This window comes from Streptomyces sp. NPDC048639 (assembly GCF_043199075.1).
Lineage (GTDB): Bacteria > Actinomycetota > Actinomycetes > Streptomycetales > Streptomycetaceae > Streptomyces.
This window is the reverse complement of sequence record NZ_JBICVP010000001.1, coordinates 993,300-1,010,558: the sequence shown is the minus strand read 5'-3', so window position 1 is coordinate 1,010,558 and position 17,259 is coordinate 993,300. Positions and strand designations below refer to the sequence as shown.

Here is a 17,259-nt window from a genome sequence, read left to right as displayed (position 1 = left end):
TGGCGGGGTGGGTGGTTGTCGACGGGGCTCGTCCCCGGATGTTGCGGTGGAGCGGGTCAGCGGTAGAGCGCAGGCCGCTCGGTCAGCAGTGTGGGCGTTCGTTCGCCGGTGGCCTGGGCCCGTACACCCGCCTCGCAGACCACGGCGGCGGCGTAGCCGTCCCACACGCTGGGGCCCTCCACCTCGCCGCGGCGGGTGGCATCCACCCACCGCTGCACCTGCCGGTCGTAGGCGTCCTCGAAACGGGAGACGAAGTCCATGTCGATGTCACCGCCCCACCGGCCCGCGGAGTTGGTGACCATGGCGTGTCCGTCGCCGACCCGGGCGCTGCCGGACTCGCAGACGGCCTCGCACTGCACCTGGTAGCCCCAGCCGCAGTTGACGAAGATCTCCACGTCCACGACCGCGCCGCCCGAGGTCTCGAACAGTACGAGCTGCGGGTCGCTGAGCGTGTCCGGCGCGGCGCTCGACGGGCGCGGGCGGAGCACCGTCACCGCTGTGATCTCCTGCTCCAGCAGCCAGCGGGTGGTGTCGATCTCGTGCACCACCGAGTCGTTGATCATCATCTGGCTGGTGAAGCCGGGCGGCGTGGAGGCGTTGCGGTGCCGGCAGTGCAGCATCAGTGCCCGGCCGAACTGCCCGCTGTCCAGCAGCGCCTTGAGTTCCAGGTATTCGGAGTCGTAGCGGCGCATGAAGCCGACCTGTACGCGCCGGTGTCCCAGCTTCTCCTCCGCCTCCAGGACGCGCTGCGCGGAGGCGGCGTCGGGGGTGAGCGGCTTCTCGCACAGCACCGGCAGATCGTGCGCGAACGCCTGGAGGAGGGTGGCCTCGTGCGCCGGCCCCGGCGAGGCGATGAGGAGCGCGTCGACGCCGGGGGAGGTCATGGCGGCGGCCGCGTCGGTGAAGGCGGTGCAGCCCTCGATCCCGTCGGCGAGCTGCTTGGCCCGCTCGGCGTCGATGTCGACGACAGCGGCGACCCGGGCCCCGCTCGTCACGGAGTCGATCCGGCGGACGTGGTCGGCGCCCATCCTCCCGGTGCCGATGACGGCGACGCCGAGCGTTCCCTGCTTGGTCATGATGTCCCTCGAGAAAGTCGTGGCTGATCTGCAGTGTGCGGCCCATCGGGCCGTCCCGGGTGTTCCCCCGCTTCGGCTCCCCGGCGTTTCGCCCGGCCGCCGGATCCGGAGGGTCTCCGCGGGCGGGAGGCCCGGCCCATCGGGCCGGCCCATCGGGCCGACCCATCGAGCCGTTCCCTCAGGCCCGGTCCCGATCCGTCAGCCCGTCGCTACGGGTCGGCGACCTCTCCGGCGGGCGGCCTTCTCGGGTCTCCCGGGCTCCCCGACCCTCCGGCCCAATGCCTCGGCAAGCGTCCTTCAGGCGGGCGTTGCCAGCGGCGGGCCTCGCCAGCGGCGGGCGTCCCGACCGGCGAGCGCCTCCTTCCGGCACCCACCCCTCCCGGGCGGCCTCTCCCGGCCCGTCTTCCCGGACGGCGGACCCCGCCGCCCGCCCTATCCCTGCGTCCTACGCGCCGCAGCTCCGCAGGAATCGCCGGGTGCGTTCGGCGATCGGGTACGGCTGGTCCGGTGGGCACGGGTACATGTCCTGCTCGACGATCGCGAAGAGGTCGACCCCCAGAGCCTGCGCGGCCGTGAGGACGGGTTCCAACTCCGGTACGCCCCTGGGCGGCTCGCACATCACCCCGCGCTGGACGGCCGGCCCGAACGGGATCTCGTTGGCGACGACATCGGCGAGGATCTCCGGGTCGACCTGTTTGAGGTGCAGATAGCCGAGCCGTTCCCCGTACGTCTCGATGAGCTTGACGCTGTCGCCGCCGCAGTAGGCGTAGTGCCCGGTGTCCAGGCACAAGCCGACCGCGTCGGGGTCCGTCCCGTCCAGGAAGCGGGCGACGTTCTCCTCGCCGTCGATATGGGTGTCGGCATGCGGGTGGACCACGATGTCCAGCCCGTAGCGTTCGCGCACCTCGCGCCCCAGCCGCTCCATGCCCGTGGTCAGAGCGCGCCACTGCCCGGCGTCGAGCACCGGGCTCTCGATGATCTCGGCGGTCTTGTCGTCGCGCCAGAAGGACGGGATGACCACCAGGTGCCCGGCGCCCATGGCGCGGGTCAGCTCGGCCACCTGCGCGACGTGCTCCCAGGTCGCGTCCCAGACTTCCGGACCGCGGTGCAGCGAGGTGAAGACCGTCCCGGCCGAGACCTTCAGCCCGCGGCGGCCCGTCTCGTCGGTGAGCCGGGCGGGATCGGTGGGCAGATAGCCGTACGGCCCGAGTTCGATCCAGGAGTATCCGGCCTGCGCGACCTCGTCCAGGAAGCGCTGCCAGGGGACTTGCTGCTCGTCGTCGGGGAACCACACCCCCCACGAGTCGGGAGCGGAGCCGACCCGGATCCGGTCGAGGCTCGGAGCGGGGGACAGGGGCTGGCTGGCTGTCATGCCGCGTAGCCTCCACCCCGCTCCGACGCGTGTCAAGAGTTCGTCCTGACATAAGGACGTAACGTCAATCGGGATCGGAGGGCCGCTGCTCGCCGGGGGGCTTCCACTCGGCAGGTCAGTATGTAAGGACAAACTATTGACAGTGTCCGACGGTCAGGGCTAGACCTGTCATCGGGCCAGCCCAGCCCAGCCCGGCCGAGCGAGTGAAGGGGCGCGCATGCCTGAGCCAGACGAGCCGTACGACCCGTGCAGGCCCTACGACCTGATCACCATGGGACGCATCGGGGTGGATGTCTACCCGCTGCAGACCGGTGTGTCCCTGGCACAGGTCGAGACGTTCGGGAAGTTCCTCGGTGGTTCGCCGACCAACGTCGCCGTCGCCGCGGCCCGCCTCGGCCGCCGCACCGCGGTCATCAGCCGCACGGGTGACGATCCGTTCGGCCGGTACATCCACCAGGCGCTGCGCGACTTCGGCGTGGACGACCGCTGGGTGAGTGCCGTGGACCGGTACCCCACCCCCGTCACCTTCTGCGAGATCTTCCCGCCCGACGACTTCCCGCTGTACTTCTACCGGGAGCCCAAGGCGCCCGACCTGGAGATCGCCGCGGACGAACTCGACCTGGACGCCGTCCGGGCGGCGCGGGTGTTCTGGATGACGGGCACCGGGCTGTGCGAGGAGCCGAGCCGCTCCGCGACGCTCATCGCGCTGGAGGCCCGCAGCGCGGCACGCGGCACACCGCAGCCCGCCGAGGCCGCCGCCACCCGCCACGAACCGGCCCCCGTCACCCGCCACGAACCGGTCCCCGTCACCCGCCACGAACCGGTCCCCGTCACCCGCCACGAACCGGTCCCCGTCACCCGCCACGAACCGGCCGCCGCCATCACCGTGTTCGACCTCGACTGGCGCCCGATGTTCTGGCCCGACGCCGAGAACGCCCGCTCGTACTACGTCGAGGCCCTGGCCCACGCCACCGTCGCCGTCGGCAATCTCGACGAGTGCGAGGTCGCCACCGGCGAGCGCGAACCCCGCCTCGCCGCCGAGGCGCTCATCGACGGCGGAGTCGAACTCGCCGTCGTCAAGCAGGGGCCGAAGGGCGTCCTCGCCGTCCACCGCGACGGCACCTCCGCCGAAGTCCCGCCCGTCCCCGTCGAGGTGGTCAACGGCCTCGGTGCGGGCGACGCGTTCGGCGGCTCCCTGTGCCACGGACTGCTCGCGGGCTGGGACCTGAAGCGCACCATGCGCCACGCCAACGCCGCAGGCGCGATCGTCGCCTCCCGCCTCGCCTGCTCCTCCGCGATGCCCACCGAGGCCGAGGTCGAGGACCTCCTGGCCCGCTCCTGACGCACCAACGACCCCAGAGAAGGCATCCCTTGAGCATCCGTCTCGCCGACATCGTGAAGGTGCGGACCCGGCACCCGGAGGCCATCGCCGAGGCCGCGGCCCGCCGCATCCGCCGCCCCCTGATCGGGGACAGCGGGCGGCTGATGATCATCGCTGCCGACCACCCCGCGCGCGGCGCCCTCGCCATCGGCGACCACGACCTGGCCATGGCCAACCGCACCGATCTGCTGGAGCGGTTGTGCCTGGCCCTGTCGAGACCGGGCGTGGACGGGGTCCTCGCCACCGCCGACATCCTCGACGACCTGCTCCTCCTCGGCGCCCTCGACCACAAGGTCGTCATCGGCTCCATGAACCGGGGCGGACTCGCCGGCGCCGTCTTCGAGATGGACGACCGCTTCACCGGGCACCGTGCCGAGGACATCCACCGCCTCGGCTTCGACGCGGGCAAGCTCCTGCTGCGCATCGACTACGACGACCCGGGCTCGCTCACCACCCTGCTCTCCACCGCCCGCGCCATCGACGCCATGGCCGCCCACCGGCTGCCGGTCTTCGTCGAGCCGTTCATATCCCGCCGGGTGGGCGGCAAGGTGCGCAACGACCTGAGCGCCGAGGCCGTCACCAAGTCCATCGCCATCGCCTCCGGGCTCGCGGGAACCTCCGCGTACACCTGGCTGAAGGTGCCGGTCACCGAGGACCCGGACGAGATGGCGAGCGTCATGGAGGCCTCCACGCTGCCCGCCGTCCTGCTCGGCGGCGAGGCCGGCACCGACCAGGACGAGATCTACGAGAAGTGGCGCAAGGCGCTGCGGCTGCCGACCGTGCAGGGTCTGGTGGTCGGCCGCTCCCTGCTGTACCCGGCCGACGGGGACGTCGCCGGGGCCGTCGACACCGCCGTCGGCCTGCTGTGAACCGTCGCACCCCCGCAGGAGACTTGACCTCATGACCTCCACCAGCTTCCACCTCCCGGCCGGGAGCGCGGCGAGAAGCCCGTATGCCGTGGACATCGACCCGAAGAGGGCCGGCTGGGGCTATTCCGCCCTCCGCGTTCTCGAACTGGCGCCGGGTGCCTCGCACCCCTTCGACGCCGGTGACAGCGAGTGGATCGTGCTGCCGCTCAGCGGCGGCTGCACGGTCGCCGTCGACGGCGAGACCTTTGAACTGCACGGCCGGGAGAGCGTGTTCAGCGGCGTCAGCGACTTCGCGTACGTGCCGCGCGACGCAGCAGCCCGCATCACCTCGGCCGCCGGCGGACGGTTCGCGCTCACCGGCGCCCGCTGCGAGCGCCGTCTGCCCGCCCGCTACGGTCCGGCCTCCGGCGTCCCGGTCGAACTGCGCGGCTCGGGGAACTGTTCCCGCCAGGTCAACAACTTCGCCGCCGCAGGGGTCTTCGAGGCCGACCGGCTCATCGCGGTCGAGGTGCTGACCCCCGGCGGCAACTGGTCCTCCTACCCGCCGCACAAGCACGACGAGTGCCGCCCGGGGAAGGAGTCGGAGCTGGAGGAGATCTACTACTTCGAGATCGCCGCGGCCCACGGCACCGAGGGTCTGGGCTACCAGCGCGTGTCCCCCTCCGGCCCCGGCAAGGACACCGACGTGCTCGCCGAAGTCCGCGCAGGTGACGTCGTCCTCATCCCCGACGGTTGGCACGGCCCGTCCATCGCCGCCCCCGGCCACGCCATGTACTACCTCAACGTCATGGCGGGCCCCGGCGACGAGCGGGCCTGGCTGATCTGCGACCACCCCGACCACGCCTGGATCCGCGGCATCTGGGACGACCAGGCCGTCGACCCGCGGCTGCCGCTCTACGACGCCCCCGCTGGAGGAAAGCGATGACCATCCGACGGCTCACCGTCGCGCAGGCGCTGGTCGAGTTCCTGTCCCGGCAGTACACCGAGCGGGACGGTCGGCGCCACCGGCTGATCGGCGCCTGCTGGGGCATCTTCGGCCACGGCAACGTCGCCGGCATCGGGCAGGCGCTCCTGGAGTCCGGGCCCGAGCGCCTGCCGTACCTCCAGGGCCGCAACGAGCAGGCGATGGTCCACGCGGCCGTCGGCTACGCCCGCCAGTCCGGCCGGCTGTCCACCCACGCCGTCACCACCTCCATCGGCCCGGGCGCCACCAACCTGGTCACCGGCGCCGCGCTCGCCACCATCAACCGGCTGCCCGTACTGCTGCTGCCGGGCGACGTCTTCGCGACACGGCCCGCCGACCCCGTCCTCCAGCAGCTCGAAGTCCCGTACGCGGGCGATGTGTCGGTCAACGACTGCCTGCGCCCGGTGTCGAAGTACTTCGACCGCATCGTGCGGCCCGAGGCGCTCATCCCGGCCGCGCTCCAGGCCATGCGGGTCCTTGCCGACCCCGTCGACACCGGCGCCGTCACCCTCGCCCTCCCGCAGGACGTGCAGGCCGAGGCCTTCGACTGGCCCGAGGAGTTCTTCGCCGAACGGGTCTGGCACATCCGCCGCCCCGCGCCCGACGCCGACGCACTCGCCGAGGCCGCACAGCTCGTACGGGCCGCCGCCCGCCCCCTGATCGTGGCGGGCGGAGGCATCCACCACAGCGAGGCCGAGGACGCGCTGAAGGCCCTGGCCGACGCCACCGGCATCCCGGTCGCCTCCACCCAGGCCGGCAAGGGCTCGCTGCGCCACGACCACCCGGCGGACGTGGGCGGCATCGGGCACACCGGTACGGCCGTGGCCGACGATCTCGCCCGTACCGCGGACCTCGTCATCGGCGCCGGCACCCGCTGGACGGACTTCACCACGGCCTCCAACACCCTGTTCGCCGCCCCCGGTGTCCGCTTCCTCAACCTCAACATCGCGTCCTTCGACGCCCACAAGATGGCCGGTCTCTCGCTCGTCGCCGATGCCCGCGCCGGCCTCGAAGCCTTGACCGCCGCCCTGGACGGCCACCGCGTCGACCCGGCCTACGTCGCTGAGTGCACCGCGGGCAAGCAGCGCTGGGAGGAAGCCGTCGACCGCGCGTACGCGGCTCCGGACGAGGGGGCGCGGCCGACCCAGACGCAGGTGCTCGGCGCGCTGGACGCGGTCGTCGGCGACGAGGACGTGGTGATCAACGCGGCCGGGTCCCTGCCCGGCGACCTGCACAAGCTCTGGCGGGCCCGTTCCCCGCGGCAGTACCACCTCGAGTACGGCTACTCGTGCATGGGATACGAGATCCCCGGCGCCATCGGCGTACGCCTGGCCGCGCCCGACCGCCCCGTATGGGCCTTGGTAGGCGACGGCACGTACCTGATGATGCCGACGGAGATCGTCACCGCCGTGCAGGAGGGGATCAACATCAATGTGGTGCTGATCCAGAACCACGGCTACGCCTCCATCGGGGGCCTCTCCGAGCTGACCGGCGGCGAGCGCTTCGGCACCGCCTACCGCTTCCGCGCCGCCGACAGCACCTACACCGGCGACCCGCTGCCCGTCGACCTGGCCGCCAACGCCGCCAGCCTCGGCATGGATGTGATCCGCGCGAAGACCGTCGGTGAGCTGCGTGAAGCGCTGGCCGCCGCTGGGGCCTCGGACCGTCCCACATGTGTCTATGTGGAGACCGAAACAGCAGACACTCTGTCCGGCGCGCCTGCCGCCCAGGCGTGGTGGGATGTTCCTGTGGCCGAGGCCGCCACCCGCCCGGCGGCCGTGAAGGCCCGGGAGGAGTACGAACGGCACATCGCCGGCCGGCGCCGGCACCTGTAGCGCTCCGTCACGGGAGCCGTCCGGCCGTGAGCGCCGAACGACCGGCCGGTCGTCGGTCCGCGCACCATCGCCCACCCGTCGCCCACCGCCTCGCAAAGGATGACCATGAAGACCATCGACCACTGGATCAGCGGGAAGTCCGTCGAAGGCGCTTCCGGCAACTACGGCCCGGTGACCGACCCGGCGACCGGCGCGCAGACCACCCGGGTCGCGCTGGCCTCGGTCGAGGAGGTCGACACCGCGGTGGCCGCGGCCAAGGACGCGTTCGGGACGTGGGGCACCGCCTCGCTCGCGGCCCGTACGGCGGTGCTCTTCAAGTACCGCGCGCTGCTGGACGCCCACCGTGACGAGATCGCGGAGCTGATCACCGCGGAGCACGGCAAGGTGCACTCCGACGCGCTGGGCGAGGTCGCGCGCGGCCTGGAGATCGTCGAGCTGGCCTGCGGGATCACCACCCAGCTCAAGGGCGAGCTGTCCACCCAGGTGTCCAGCCGCGTGGACGTGTCCTCGATCCGGCAGCCGCTCGGCGTCGTCGCGGGCATCACCCCGTTCAACTTCCCGGCCATGGTGCCGATGTGGATGTTCCCGCTCGCCATCGCCTGCGGCAACACCTTCGTCCTCAAGCCCAGTGAGAAGGACCCGTCCGCGGCGCTCCTCCTCGCGGAGCTGGCCGCCCAGGCCGGTCTGCCGGAGGGCGTCCTCAACGTCGTCAACGGCGACAAGGTCGCCGTCGACCGTCTCCTTGAGCACCCGGACGTGGAGGCCGTCTCCTTCGTCGGCTCCACCCCGATCGCCCGCTACATCCACACCACCGCGTCCGCCAACGGCAAGCGCGTCCAGGCCCTCGGCGGCGCCAAGAACCACATGCTGGTCCTCCCCGACGCCGACCTCGACGCGGCCGCCGACGCCGCGGTCTCCGCCGCGTACGGCTCGGCCGGCGAGCGCTGCATGGCCATCTCCGCGGTCGTCGCGGTCGGCGGCATCGGCGACGAGCTGGTGGCGAAGATCCGCGACCGCGCCGAGAAGATCAAGATCGGTCCCGGCAACGACCCGACCTCCGAGATGGGCCCGCTCATCACCAAGGCCCACCGCGACAAGGTCGCCTCCTATGTCACGGGCGCCGCGGCCCAGGGCGCCGACGTCGTCCTGGACGGCACCGGCTTCACCGTCGAGGGCCACGAGGACGGCCACTGGATCGGCCTCTCGCTGCTCGACAAGGTCGCCACGGACTCCGACGCGTACAAGGACGAGATCTTCGGCCCGGTGCTGTGCGTGCTCCGCGCCGACACCTACGAGGACGGCCTCGCGCTCGTCAACGCCTCGCCGTTCGGCAACGGCACCGCCATCTTCACCCGCGACGGCGGCGCCGCCCGCCGCTTCCAGATGGAGGTCCAGGCGGGCATGGTCGGCGTGAACGTGCCGATCCCGGTGCCCGTCGGCTACCACTCCTTCGGTGGCTGGAAGGACTCGCTCTTCGGCGACCACCACATTTACGGCAACGACGGTGTGCACTTCTACACGCGCGGCAAGGTCGTCACCACCCGCTGGCCGAACCCGGAGGACGGCGGCGTGGACCTCGGCTTCCCGAAGAACCACTGATTCCCGGAGAACCACCGCTCCCGGGGAGTCCCTGACCTCCGACCGGCGGATCACGTCACACGGCCCGGCGTCATGCCGGGCCGTGTCGCGTCCCGGGACCCCGAACGCCGTGGTGAGCTGAGCGGCCGGGGGCGACCCGAGGAGGACACCCGTGACCGCATCCGCCGCATCCGGAGGCGCCGCCGCCCCGACCGCGTACGACGACCTGAAGGCCCTGTTCATCAACTGCACCCTCAAGCCGTCCCCGGCGGTGAGCAACACCCAGGGCCTGGTCGACATCAGCCGCTCGATCATGGAGCGCGAGGGCGTGCAGGTGGACGAGGTCCGCGCTGCCGACCACGACATCGCGACCGGCACCTGGCCCGACATGACCGAGCACGGCGCCGCGAGCGACGCCTGGCCCCAGCTCTACGAACGGGTGCTGGCCGCCGACATCCTCGTCCTGGCCGGTCCCATCTGGCTCGGCGACAACGGCTCGGTGACCAAGCGCGTGGTCGAGCGTCTCTACAGCTGCTCGTCCTTGCTCAACGACCGCGGCCAGTACGCGTACTACGGGCGCGTCGGAGGCTGCCTGATCACCGGGAACGAGGACGGCGTCAAGCACTGCGCCATGAACCTGCTCTACAGCCTGCAGCACCTCGGCTACGCCATCCCGCCGCAGTCCGACGCGGGCTGGATCGGGGAGGTCGGCCCCGGACCGTCCTACCTCGACGACGGATCGGGCGGTCCGCAGAACGAGTTCACCAACCGCAACACCACCTTCATGACCTGGAACCTGATGCACCTCGCACGGCTGCTGAAGGACGCGGGCGGTTTCCCGGCCTACGGCAACCAGCGCTCCGAGTGGGACGCGGGCTGCCGCTTCGACTTCGAGAACCCCGAGCACCGCTGAGTGCCCCTGATACGCCGGGCCGCCGAGTTGTGAGATCCGGTACACCGACGGGCGGGGAATTCCATACGGTTTTTACGGACTTGTGCACCATCTGGCTGACAGCGGCCGTTTCTTCCCCGAGGAACGCTGTAAGGGCCACACAGACGCTCCGTACCGCCGTTGCGGTAGGCACCGGCTCCGGCCTACCGCAACGGGATACACCTCGATTCCGTCCACCGGCCCCCCGGCATGTCCGAGAGCGTCCGTAGGATCCGGGACATGGATCTCCGACTGCCCGGACGCGTACCCCGGCCCCGGACGCCCCAGCGGCGGGGTTGGTGGATCGCGCTCCTTGCCGTGCTCGCCGTCCTTGCGGGGGGCCTGACCTGGAGCGCGGCGGCCGGGGGCGAGGAGCCCGTGCACAGCGAGGACCGGATCCTCGCTCTGCCCGAGACACCGGGTGCTTCCGAGGACGTCAGGATCGACACCACCTTCTACACGGCCGGGCCCGCCTCCGCCCGCCGTCCCGCCGTCCTCCTCGGCCACGGCTTCGGGGGCAGCAAGGAGCAGCTCCGCACCCAGGCCGAGAAGCTGGCCCGGGACGGATACGCCGTCCTGATCTGGTCCGCGCGCGGCTTCGGCAAGTCCACAGGCCGCATCGGGATCAACGACCGGGACCGCGAAGTCGCCGACGTCCGCGGGATGATCGACTGGCTGGCGAAGCGGCCGGAGGTGCGGCTGGACGCGTCCGGCGACCCGCGCGTCGGTGTCACCGGTGCCTCGTACGGGGGCGCGATCTCGCTGCTCGCCGCCGGGTACGACAAGCGCGTCGACGCGATCGCGCCGCAGAACACGTACTGGAACCTGGCCGACGCGCTGTTTCCCCACGGGGTGTTCAAGAGCCTGTGGGCCGGCATCTTCTTCTCCACCGGCTCCGCCCCGATCCCGACCGGCGGCGGCGAGGACGGCGGAACCCCCGGCGACGACGCCCAGGCCGCCGCCTCCGGCCAGGAACCGGCGGCCGGCCAGAGCCTGGGCGGAGCCGCGGGCGCCGCGCCCGGCGCGGTCCCGCCGCCCGGGCAGGAGCCGGGCTGCGGCCGGTTCGAGAAGGAGCTGTGCGCGATGTACGAACGCGTGGCGGTCGCGGGCAAGCCCGACGCCGCGGCGCGCGAACTCCTCGCCGAGCGCAGCCCGTCCGCCGTCGGCGACCGCATCAAGGTCCCCACCCTGATCCTGCAGGGCCAGACCGACTCGCTGTTCCCGCTGGACAACGCCGACCGGATCGCCCGCGCGGTCCGGGGCAACGGCGCCCCTGTCTCGGTCGACTGGCTCGCCGGCGGCCACGACGGCGGCGACCAGGAGACCGACCGGGTCAGGAGCCGCGTCACCGCGTGGTTCGACCGCTATCTGAAGGACGAGAAGGCCACCGACACCGGACCGGGCTTCCGCGTCTCCCGTACCGGAGGCATCGACTCCACGGACGGCCGCTCGCAGCTCCGCGGTGCGACCGGCGCGCGCTACCCGGGCCTGGACGGCACCGAGCGCCGAACTGTCGCCCTCGCCGGCCGTGAGCAGCGGATCGCCAACCCGGCCGGCGCCACCCCGCCCGCGATCTCCGGGCTGCCCGGCGTCGGCGGCCTGTCCCAGCTGTCCGGCCTCGGCGTCGGTGTGTCCGTCGACTTCCCCGGCCAGTACGCGAGTTTCCAGTCCCGGCCGCTGGAGTCCGGCACCCGTGTCACCGGCTCCTCGTCGGTCCGCGTGAAGGTCAGGTCCGACGCGGACGAGGCCGTGCTGTTCGCCAAGCTCTATGACGTCGGCCCGAGCGGCAGCAGGGTGCTGCCCTCGCAGCTCGTCACTCCCGTCCGCGTCACCGGCGCCGAGGACGGGAAGACGGTCCGGCTGCGGCTGCCGCCTGTCGACCACAACTTCCAGGCCGGGCACCGGATGCGGCTCGTCCTCTCCTCGACCGACCTGGCGTACGCGTCCCCGGCCGAGCCCGCGACCCACTCCGTCGCGCTCGACGGGCCCGGCGCCCTGACCGTGCCGACCGCGCCCGAGGTGCAGACCGGCTACGAGTCCCTGCCCTGGTGGACCTGGGGCCTGCCCCTCGCCGGAGCCGTCGCGGCGGCCGCCCTGCTGCTGACCGGCCGCCGCCGTACCGCCGTTGCGGCACCGGACGCGCAACTGGCCGACGTACCGCTGCAGATCACGGACCTGAGCAAGCGGTACGCCAAGTCGGCCGACCGGTACGCCGTCCGGGACCTGTCCTTCCGCGTCGAACGCGGCCAGGTGCTGGGGCTGCTCGGCCCCAACGGCGCGGGCAAGACCACCACGCTGCGGATGCTCATGGGCCTGATCCGGCCCGACGCCGGCGGGATCCGCATCTTCGGGCACGCGGTCGCCCCGGGCGCGCCCGTGCTGTCGCGGGTCGGCTCCTTCGTCGAGGGTGCCGGATTCCTGCCGCACCTGTCCGGGCGCGCCAACCTGGACCTCTACTGGCGGGCCACCGGACGCCCGGCAGCGGACGCGCACCTCGACGAGGCCCTGGAGATCGCCGGTCTCGGCGACGCCCTGGAGCGCGCCGTCCGCACGTACTCCCAGGGCATGCGGCAGCGCCTCGCCATCGCCCAGGCCATGCTCGGCCTGCCGGACCTGCTCATCCTCGACGAGCCGACCAACGGCCTGGACCCGCCGCAGATCCGCGAGATGCGCGAGGTCCTGATCCGGTACGCGGCCGCCGGGCGGACCGTCATCGTCTCCAGCCATCTGCTGGCGGAGGTCGAGCAGAGCTGCACGCACCTGGTCGTGATGGACCGCGGAGCGCTGGTCACCGCCGGCCCCGTAGCCGAGATCACGGGCAGCGGGGACACGCTCCTGGTCGGTGTCGCGGGCGGCCCGCCGTCCGGCACCGTGGCGGACCGCGTGGCCGCCCTGCCGGGGGTCGTCTCCGCCGTGCGCACCGACGAGGGCCTGCTGGTACGGCTGGACGGGCTGACCACCCCGCAACTGCTCGTCGAACTGGTCCGGTTGGAGATCCCGGTGGACCGGGTCGGGCCGCACCGCCGCCTGGAGGACGCGTTCCTCACCCTGATCGGAGGAGGCACCCCGTGACCGCGACGGACCGTCACCGCACGCTGGTGGACTCGGCGCCCGGCTACCGGGCACGGCACACGCTGCCCCTGCGCGTGGAGGCCATGCGCCAGTTGCGCCGCCGCCGCACGTTCGTGGTGGCCGGAGTGCTGGCCGCCCTGCCGTTCGTACTGATCGCCGCCTTCGCCATCGGCGGCGGCTCGGACAACGGGAACGGCCGGGTGACGCTCGTCGACACGGCCACGGCCTCGGGCGCGAACTTCGCCGCGACCTGCCTCTTCGTCTCGGCCGGCTTTCTGCTGGTCGTGCCGGTCGCGCTGTTCTGCGGCGACACGGTCGCCTCGGAGGCGAGCTGGTCATCGCTGCGCTATCTGCTGGCCGCGCCGGTGCCCCGCACCCGGCTGCTGACCGCCAAGCTGGCGGTGGGGCTGGCCTTCAGCGCGGTGGCGATGGCGCTGCTGCCGGTGGTCGCGCTCGCCGCGGGCACGGCGGCGTACGGCTGGGGTGCCCTGCAGCTCCCCACCGGTGGCTTCCTTCCACCCGGCACGGCCCTGCCGCGGCTGGCGCTCGTCGTCGCCTACATCTTCGTCGGACAGCTCGTCACCGCGGCTCTGGCCTTCTGGCTCTCGACGGTGACCGACGCCCCGCTGGGCGCGGTCGGCGGTGCGGTGGGCCTGACGATCGTGGGCAATGTGCTCGACCAGGTCACGGCGCTCGGCTCGTGGCGCGACTTCCTGCCCGCGCACTGGCAGTTCGCGTGGGCGGACGCGTTGCAGCCGCAGGTGGAGTGGGCCGGGATGATCAAGGGCACGGCGGTCTCGGTGGCGTACGCGCTGGTCCTGGCGGCGCTCGCGTTCCGCGGCTTCCGCACCAAGGACGTGGTGTCCTGACGGCGCGTCGTGTCCGGCGCTCGCCTCCGGGCGCTGCGTCGTTCCGGCGCTCCGTCGTCCGGTCGCTCGACCGTTCCGGCGCTCGCCCGTCCCGTCGCCCTGCCGTCCGGCCGCGCCGCTTCGCGGCGTCCCCTCTGCGGGCCGCGCGCTCGCCGGGCGGCCGGACCCGGGGCGCCGTACGGTGGTCGGTGCGGCGTCCGTCACGACCGAGGGAGCGAGCCCGATGACCGGTGAACCGGCCTTCTTCGAGATCGGTGTGGAGGACCCCGAGCGGGGCCGCGCCTTCTACGGAGCCCTCTTCGGCTGGACCTTCGAGCCGGGCCCCTCGGGCAGTGGGTTCGCCATCGGCACGCCGGGTCTGCCCGGCGGTATGCACGGAGGCGACCGGGACGCCTCGCCGTATCTGTTCTTCCAGGTCGAGAACATGGACGCCGCGCTCACCCGTGTCCGGGAGCTCGGCGGCACGATCGAGGAGGCGGATGTCGAGGGCGATGACGACTCCGTCCGCGCCTTCGGCCGCTTCCGGCTCTGCCGCGACGACCAGGGCTCGCCCTTCGGGCTGCACCAGCGGCCCGCCGCGTCCTGAGCGGGCGGCGGCACGCCATGGAGCTCGAACCGGCCGAGGCGCGGCGGCGCTTCGCGGCGGCCCCCGTCGCCCGGCTCGCCACCGTGAGCGGTGACGGCCGGCCGCACCTCGTGCCCGTCACCTTCGCGCTGGACGGCGACACGCTCTTCTCCGCCGTCGACCACAAGCCCAAGCGCACCCAGGACCTGCGGCGGCTGCGCAACATCCGGGCGGACGTACGCGTCGCGCTGCTGGCCGACCACTACGCGGAGGACTGGGCCGCCCTCTGGTGGGCGCGCGCCGACGGCACCGCCGAGATCGTGGAGGACGAGGCGGGCCGGGCCCGTCCGGTGGCGCTGCTGCGGGAGAAGTACGCGCAGTACCGCGAACGCCCGCCCCGCGGCCCGGTGGTGGCGATCACGGTGGAGCGCTGGTCGGGCTGGTCGTACGCCTCCTGACCGGCCCGGCCCGGCCTCGCCTGCGGCACCCGCGGGGCGGGGTGCAAAACGGGCGAATGCCTCCACGGTGAACGCCCGCCGCGCGGGTAGGGTGACGCACCGCCGGGAAGCCGGCACACCAGCGCGGCCCGAACGGCGCCGCCGGGTGCGGGAGGCCGGGGCAGCGTGGCGCGCCCGGCGGAAGGGGCGGTGCGATGGCCACGGTCACGCCTCGGACCCGGTGGTCCCGCCCGGTCACCCATCCGGCGAAAGTCGTGGTGCTGTCCTTCGCCGCAGCCATCGTCCTGGGCACCGGCCTGCTCGCCCTCCCGGTCGCCGCCCGCAGCGGCCGTGCCACCGACCCGCTGACCGCCCTGTTCACCGCCACCGGCGCGGTCACCGGCGGCCTGTCCATCGTGGGGACGGGCTCCTGGTTCGGCCCGTTCGGCGAGTGGGTCGTCCTCGCCCTCATCCAGGTCGGCGGACTGGGCATCATGACACTCGCCTCCGTGCTCGGCCTGCTGGTGTCCGGACGGCTCCGGATGCCCCTGCAGCTCACCGCCCAGGAGGAGACGGGAAGTTCGGCCGCCGGCCATCTGAGGAGCGTGCTGCTGGGCGTCGCGGCCACCACGTTCGTCATCGAACTCCTCACCGGCGCCGTGCTGTTCCTCCGGTTCCGGCTCGGCTACGGGCAGCAGGCAGGGGAAGCGCTGTTCTACGGCTGCTTCCACGCGGTCTCGGCGTTCAACAACGCCGGTTTCGGACTGCGCGACGACAACCTCGTCGGCTATGCGAACGACCCCTGGATCCTCGTCCCCGTCGCCGTGGCCTGCATCCTCGGCGGCCTCGGCTTCCCCGTGCTGCTCGAACTGCTGCGTCGCGCCCGCGCCCACCACCGCGGCGTCCTCGCGCGGCGCTGGTCGCTGCACACCCGGCTCACGCTCATCACGTACGGGATCCTGCTGGCCGCCGGGACCGTGTACATCTGCCTGCTGGAGTGGGGCAATCCGGCCACATTCGGCCCCATGTCCTGGGGCGACAAGCTGCTGAACGGCTTCTTCCTCTCCACCAGTGCCCGTACCGCGGGCTTCAACTCCGTCGACATCGGCGCCATGGAACCCGCAACGCTGCTGGGCATCAGTGTGCTGATGTTCATCGGTGCCGGCAGTGCGGGAACGGCCGGAGGCATCAAGGTGACCACCTTCGCCCTGCTGGGCGCCGCGATCGTGGCCGAGGTCCGCGGGGACTCCCAGGTGAATGTCCTGGGCCGCCGGGTCCCCGCGTCCGCCGTCCGCCAGGCCCTCACCGTCGCCCTCTTGGGCCTCGGCCTGATCCTCGCCGGGATGCTCGTGCTGCTCACGGTCACCGAGGCGTCCGTCGAGGCCGTCCTCGTCGAGACCGTCTCGGCCTTCGGCACGGTCGGCTTCACCACCGGCATCACCGGGTCCCTGCCCGCGGTGTGCCAACTGGTCGTCATCGCGCTCATGTTCGTCGGGCGGCTCGGGCCGATCACCCTCGCCTCCGCCCTGGCCCTGCGCGAGCGCGGCCGCCGCTACGAACTCCCCGAGGAGCGACCCGTCATTGGCTAGCCATCCGAAGGACCGCCGCGAACGCCGCCGCCGGCGCCTGGAGACCGTTCACGGGCGCCGGTCCGCCGAGGCCCGGGTCGCCGTCGTCGGCCTGGGACGCTTCGGCTCCTCCCTGGCCCTGGAACTCATGCGGCGCGGCTGGGACGTGCTGGGCATCGACGCCGACCCGCGCAGGGTGCAGAAGCTCAGCGACGACCTCACGCATGCGGCGGCCGCGGACTGCACCGACCCCGAGGCACTGGTCCAGCTCGGGGTCGCCGAGTTCGCCACTGTCGTGGTCGGCATCGGTACCGACCTGGAGTCCAGCATCCTGATCACCTCCAACCTCGCGGACGCCGGCGTGCCCGCCATCTGGTCGCGTGCCTCCAGCCGCCAGCACGGGGAGATCCTGCGGCGCGTCGGCGCGCACCATGTCGTGCTGCCCGAGCACGAGATGGGGGAGCGCGTCGCCCATCTCGTCACCGGCCGGATGCTGGACTTCATCGAGTTCGACGACGACTACGCCCTGGCCAAGGCGATCGCCCCGGCGGTGCTCGACGGCGTGACGCTCGGTGAGAGCCGGGTGCGCAGTCGCTACGGCGTCACCGTGGTCGGGATCAAGCGCCCCGGAGCCGACTTCACGTACGCAACGGCCGAAACAATCGTCCATTCCGGGGACGTCGTCATCGTCACCGGGCAGACCCGGGCAGTGGAGAGTTTTGCCGAATTGGCTTGATCCATG

14 protein-coding genes are annotated in these 17,259 nt (G+C 72.4%); 12 read left to right on the top strand and 2 right to left on the bottom strand.

The genetic code is table 11. The annotated features are described in order from the left end of the window. Positions 1-56 precede the first annotated feature (56 nt). Positions 57-1,076 (bottom strand): Gfo/Idh/MocA family protein, encoded by a 1,020-nt coding sequence (locus ACGFNH_RS04245; protein ID WP_393651423.1) that lies wholly within the window; start codon positions 1,074-1,076, stop codon positions 57-59. Between the two features lie 445 nt (positions 1,077-1,521). After that, on the bottom strand, positions 1,522-2,448 hold the full coding sequence (locus ACGFNH_RS04240; protein WP_393651422.1) for a sugar phosphate isomerase/epimerase family protein: 927 nt from the start codon (positions 2,446-2,448) through the stop codon (positions 1,522-1,524). A 217-nt stretch (positions 2,449-2,665) separates the two neighbouring features. Here ACGFNH_RS04240 and iolC point away from each other — a divergent pair, with 217 nt between their 5' ends. From iolC to ACGFNH_RS04180, 12 genes are all read left to right on the top strand, one after another. Next, the gene (iolC, locus tag ACGFNH_RS04235; protein WP_393651421.1) at positions 2,666-3,790 is read left to right on the top strand and encodes a 5-dehydro-2-deoxygluconokinase; all 1,125 of its coding nucleotides are present in this window, start codon (positions 2,666-2,668) and stop codon (positions 3,788-3,790) included. Positions 3,791-3,819: 29 nt separating this feature from the next. After that, positions 3,820-4,698, top strand: coding sequence for a deoxyribose-phosphate aldolase (locus tag ACGFNH_RS04230; protein ID WP_393651420.1), 879 nt, complete (start codon positions 3,820-3,822; stop codon positions 4,696-4,698). Positions 4,699-4,729: 31 nt separating this feature from the next. Continuing rightward, positions 4,730-5,623 carry a 5-deoxy-glucuronate isomerase gene (gene iolB / locus ACGFNH_RS04225; RefSeq protein WP_393651419.1) on the top strand — a complete coding sequence of 298 codons (894 nt, stop codon included), beginning with the start codon at positions 4,730-4,732 and terminating at the stop codon, positions 5,621-5,623. Further along, positions 5,620-7,497: a 3D-(3,5/4)-trihydroxycyclohexane-1,2-dione acylhydrolase (decyclizing) gene (gene iolD, locus ACGFNH_RS04220; protein ID WP_393651418.1), complete on the top strand. Its 1,878-nt coding sequence runs from the start codon at positions 5,620-5,622 to the stop codon at positions 7,495-7,497. The genes iolB and iolD overlap by 4 nt, the downstream gene beginning before the upstream one ends. 105 nt (positions 7,498-7,602) lie before the next feature. Next, positions 7,603-9,096: a CoA-acylating methylmalonate-semialdehyde dehydrogenase gene (locus ACGFNH_RS04215; protein ID WP_393651417.1), complete on the top strand. Its 1,494-nt coding sequence runs from the start codon at positions 7,603-7,605 to the stop codon at positions 9,094-9,096. 151 nt (positions 9,097-9,247) lie between these two features. Then, on the top strand, positions 9,248-9,988 hold the full coding sequence (locus ACGFNH_RS04210) for a flavodoxin family protein (protein ID WP_393651416.1): 741 nt from the start codon (positions 9,248-9,250) through the stop codon (positions 9,986-9,988). 258 nt (positions 9,989-10,246) lie between these two features. Then, the gene (locus ACGFNH_RS04205; protein WP_393651415.1) at positions 10,247-13,078 is read left to right on the top strand and encodes an alpha/beta fold hydrolase; all 2,832 of its coding nucleotides are present in this window, start codon (positions 10,247-10,249) and stop codon (positions 13,076-13,078) included. Further along, positions 13,075-13,947, top strand: coding sequence for an ABC transporter permease (locus tag ACGFNH_RS04200; protein WP_393651414.1), 873 nt, complete (start codon positions 13,075-13,077; stop codon positions 13,945-13,947). The genes ACGFNH_RS04205 and ACGFNH_RS04200 overlap by 4 nt, the downstream gene beginning before the upstream one ends. 223 nt (positions 13,948-14,170) lie before the next feature. After that, entirely contained in the window at positions 14,171-14,533 is a 363-nt protein-coding gene (locus ACGFNH_RS04195; RefSeq protein WP_393651413.1) for a VOC family protein, read from the top strand. A gap of 17 nt (positions 14,534-14,550) precedes the next feature. Beyond that, the gene (locus ACGFNH_RS04190; protein ID WP_393651412.1) at positions 14,551-14,970 is read left to right on the top strand and encodes a TIGR03668 family PPOX class F420-dependent oxidoreductase; all 420 of its coding nucleotides are present in this window, start codon (positions 14,551-14,553) and stop codon (positions 14,968-14,970) included. 194 nt (positions 14,971-15,164) lie between these two features. Next, a complete protein-coding gene (locus ACGFNH_RS04185) occupies positions 15,165-16,538 on the top strand; it encodes a TrkH family potassium uptake protein (protein WP_393651411.1) in 1,374 nt (457 codons plus the stop codon). Beyond that, the gene (locus tag ACGFNH_RS04180) at positions 16,531-17,253 is read left to right on the top strand and encodes a potassium channel family protein (RefSeq protein ID WP_393651410.1); all 723 of its coding nucleotides are present in this window, start codon (positions 16,531-16,533) and stop codon (positions 17,251-17,253) included. Before ACGFNH_RS04185 ends, ACGFNH_RS04180 begins: the two co-directional genes overlap by 8 nt. Positions 17,254-17,259 lie beyond the last annotated feature (6 nt).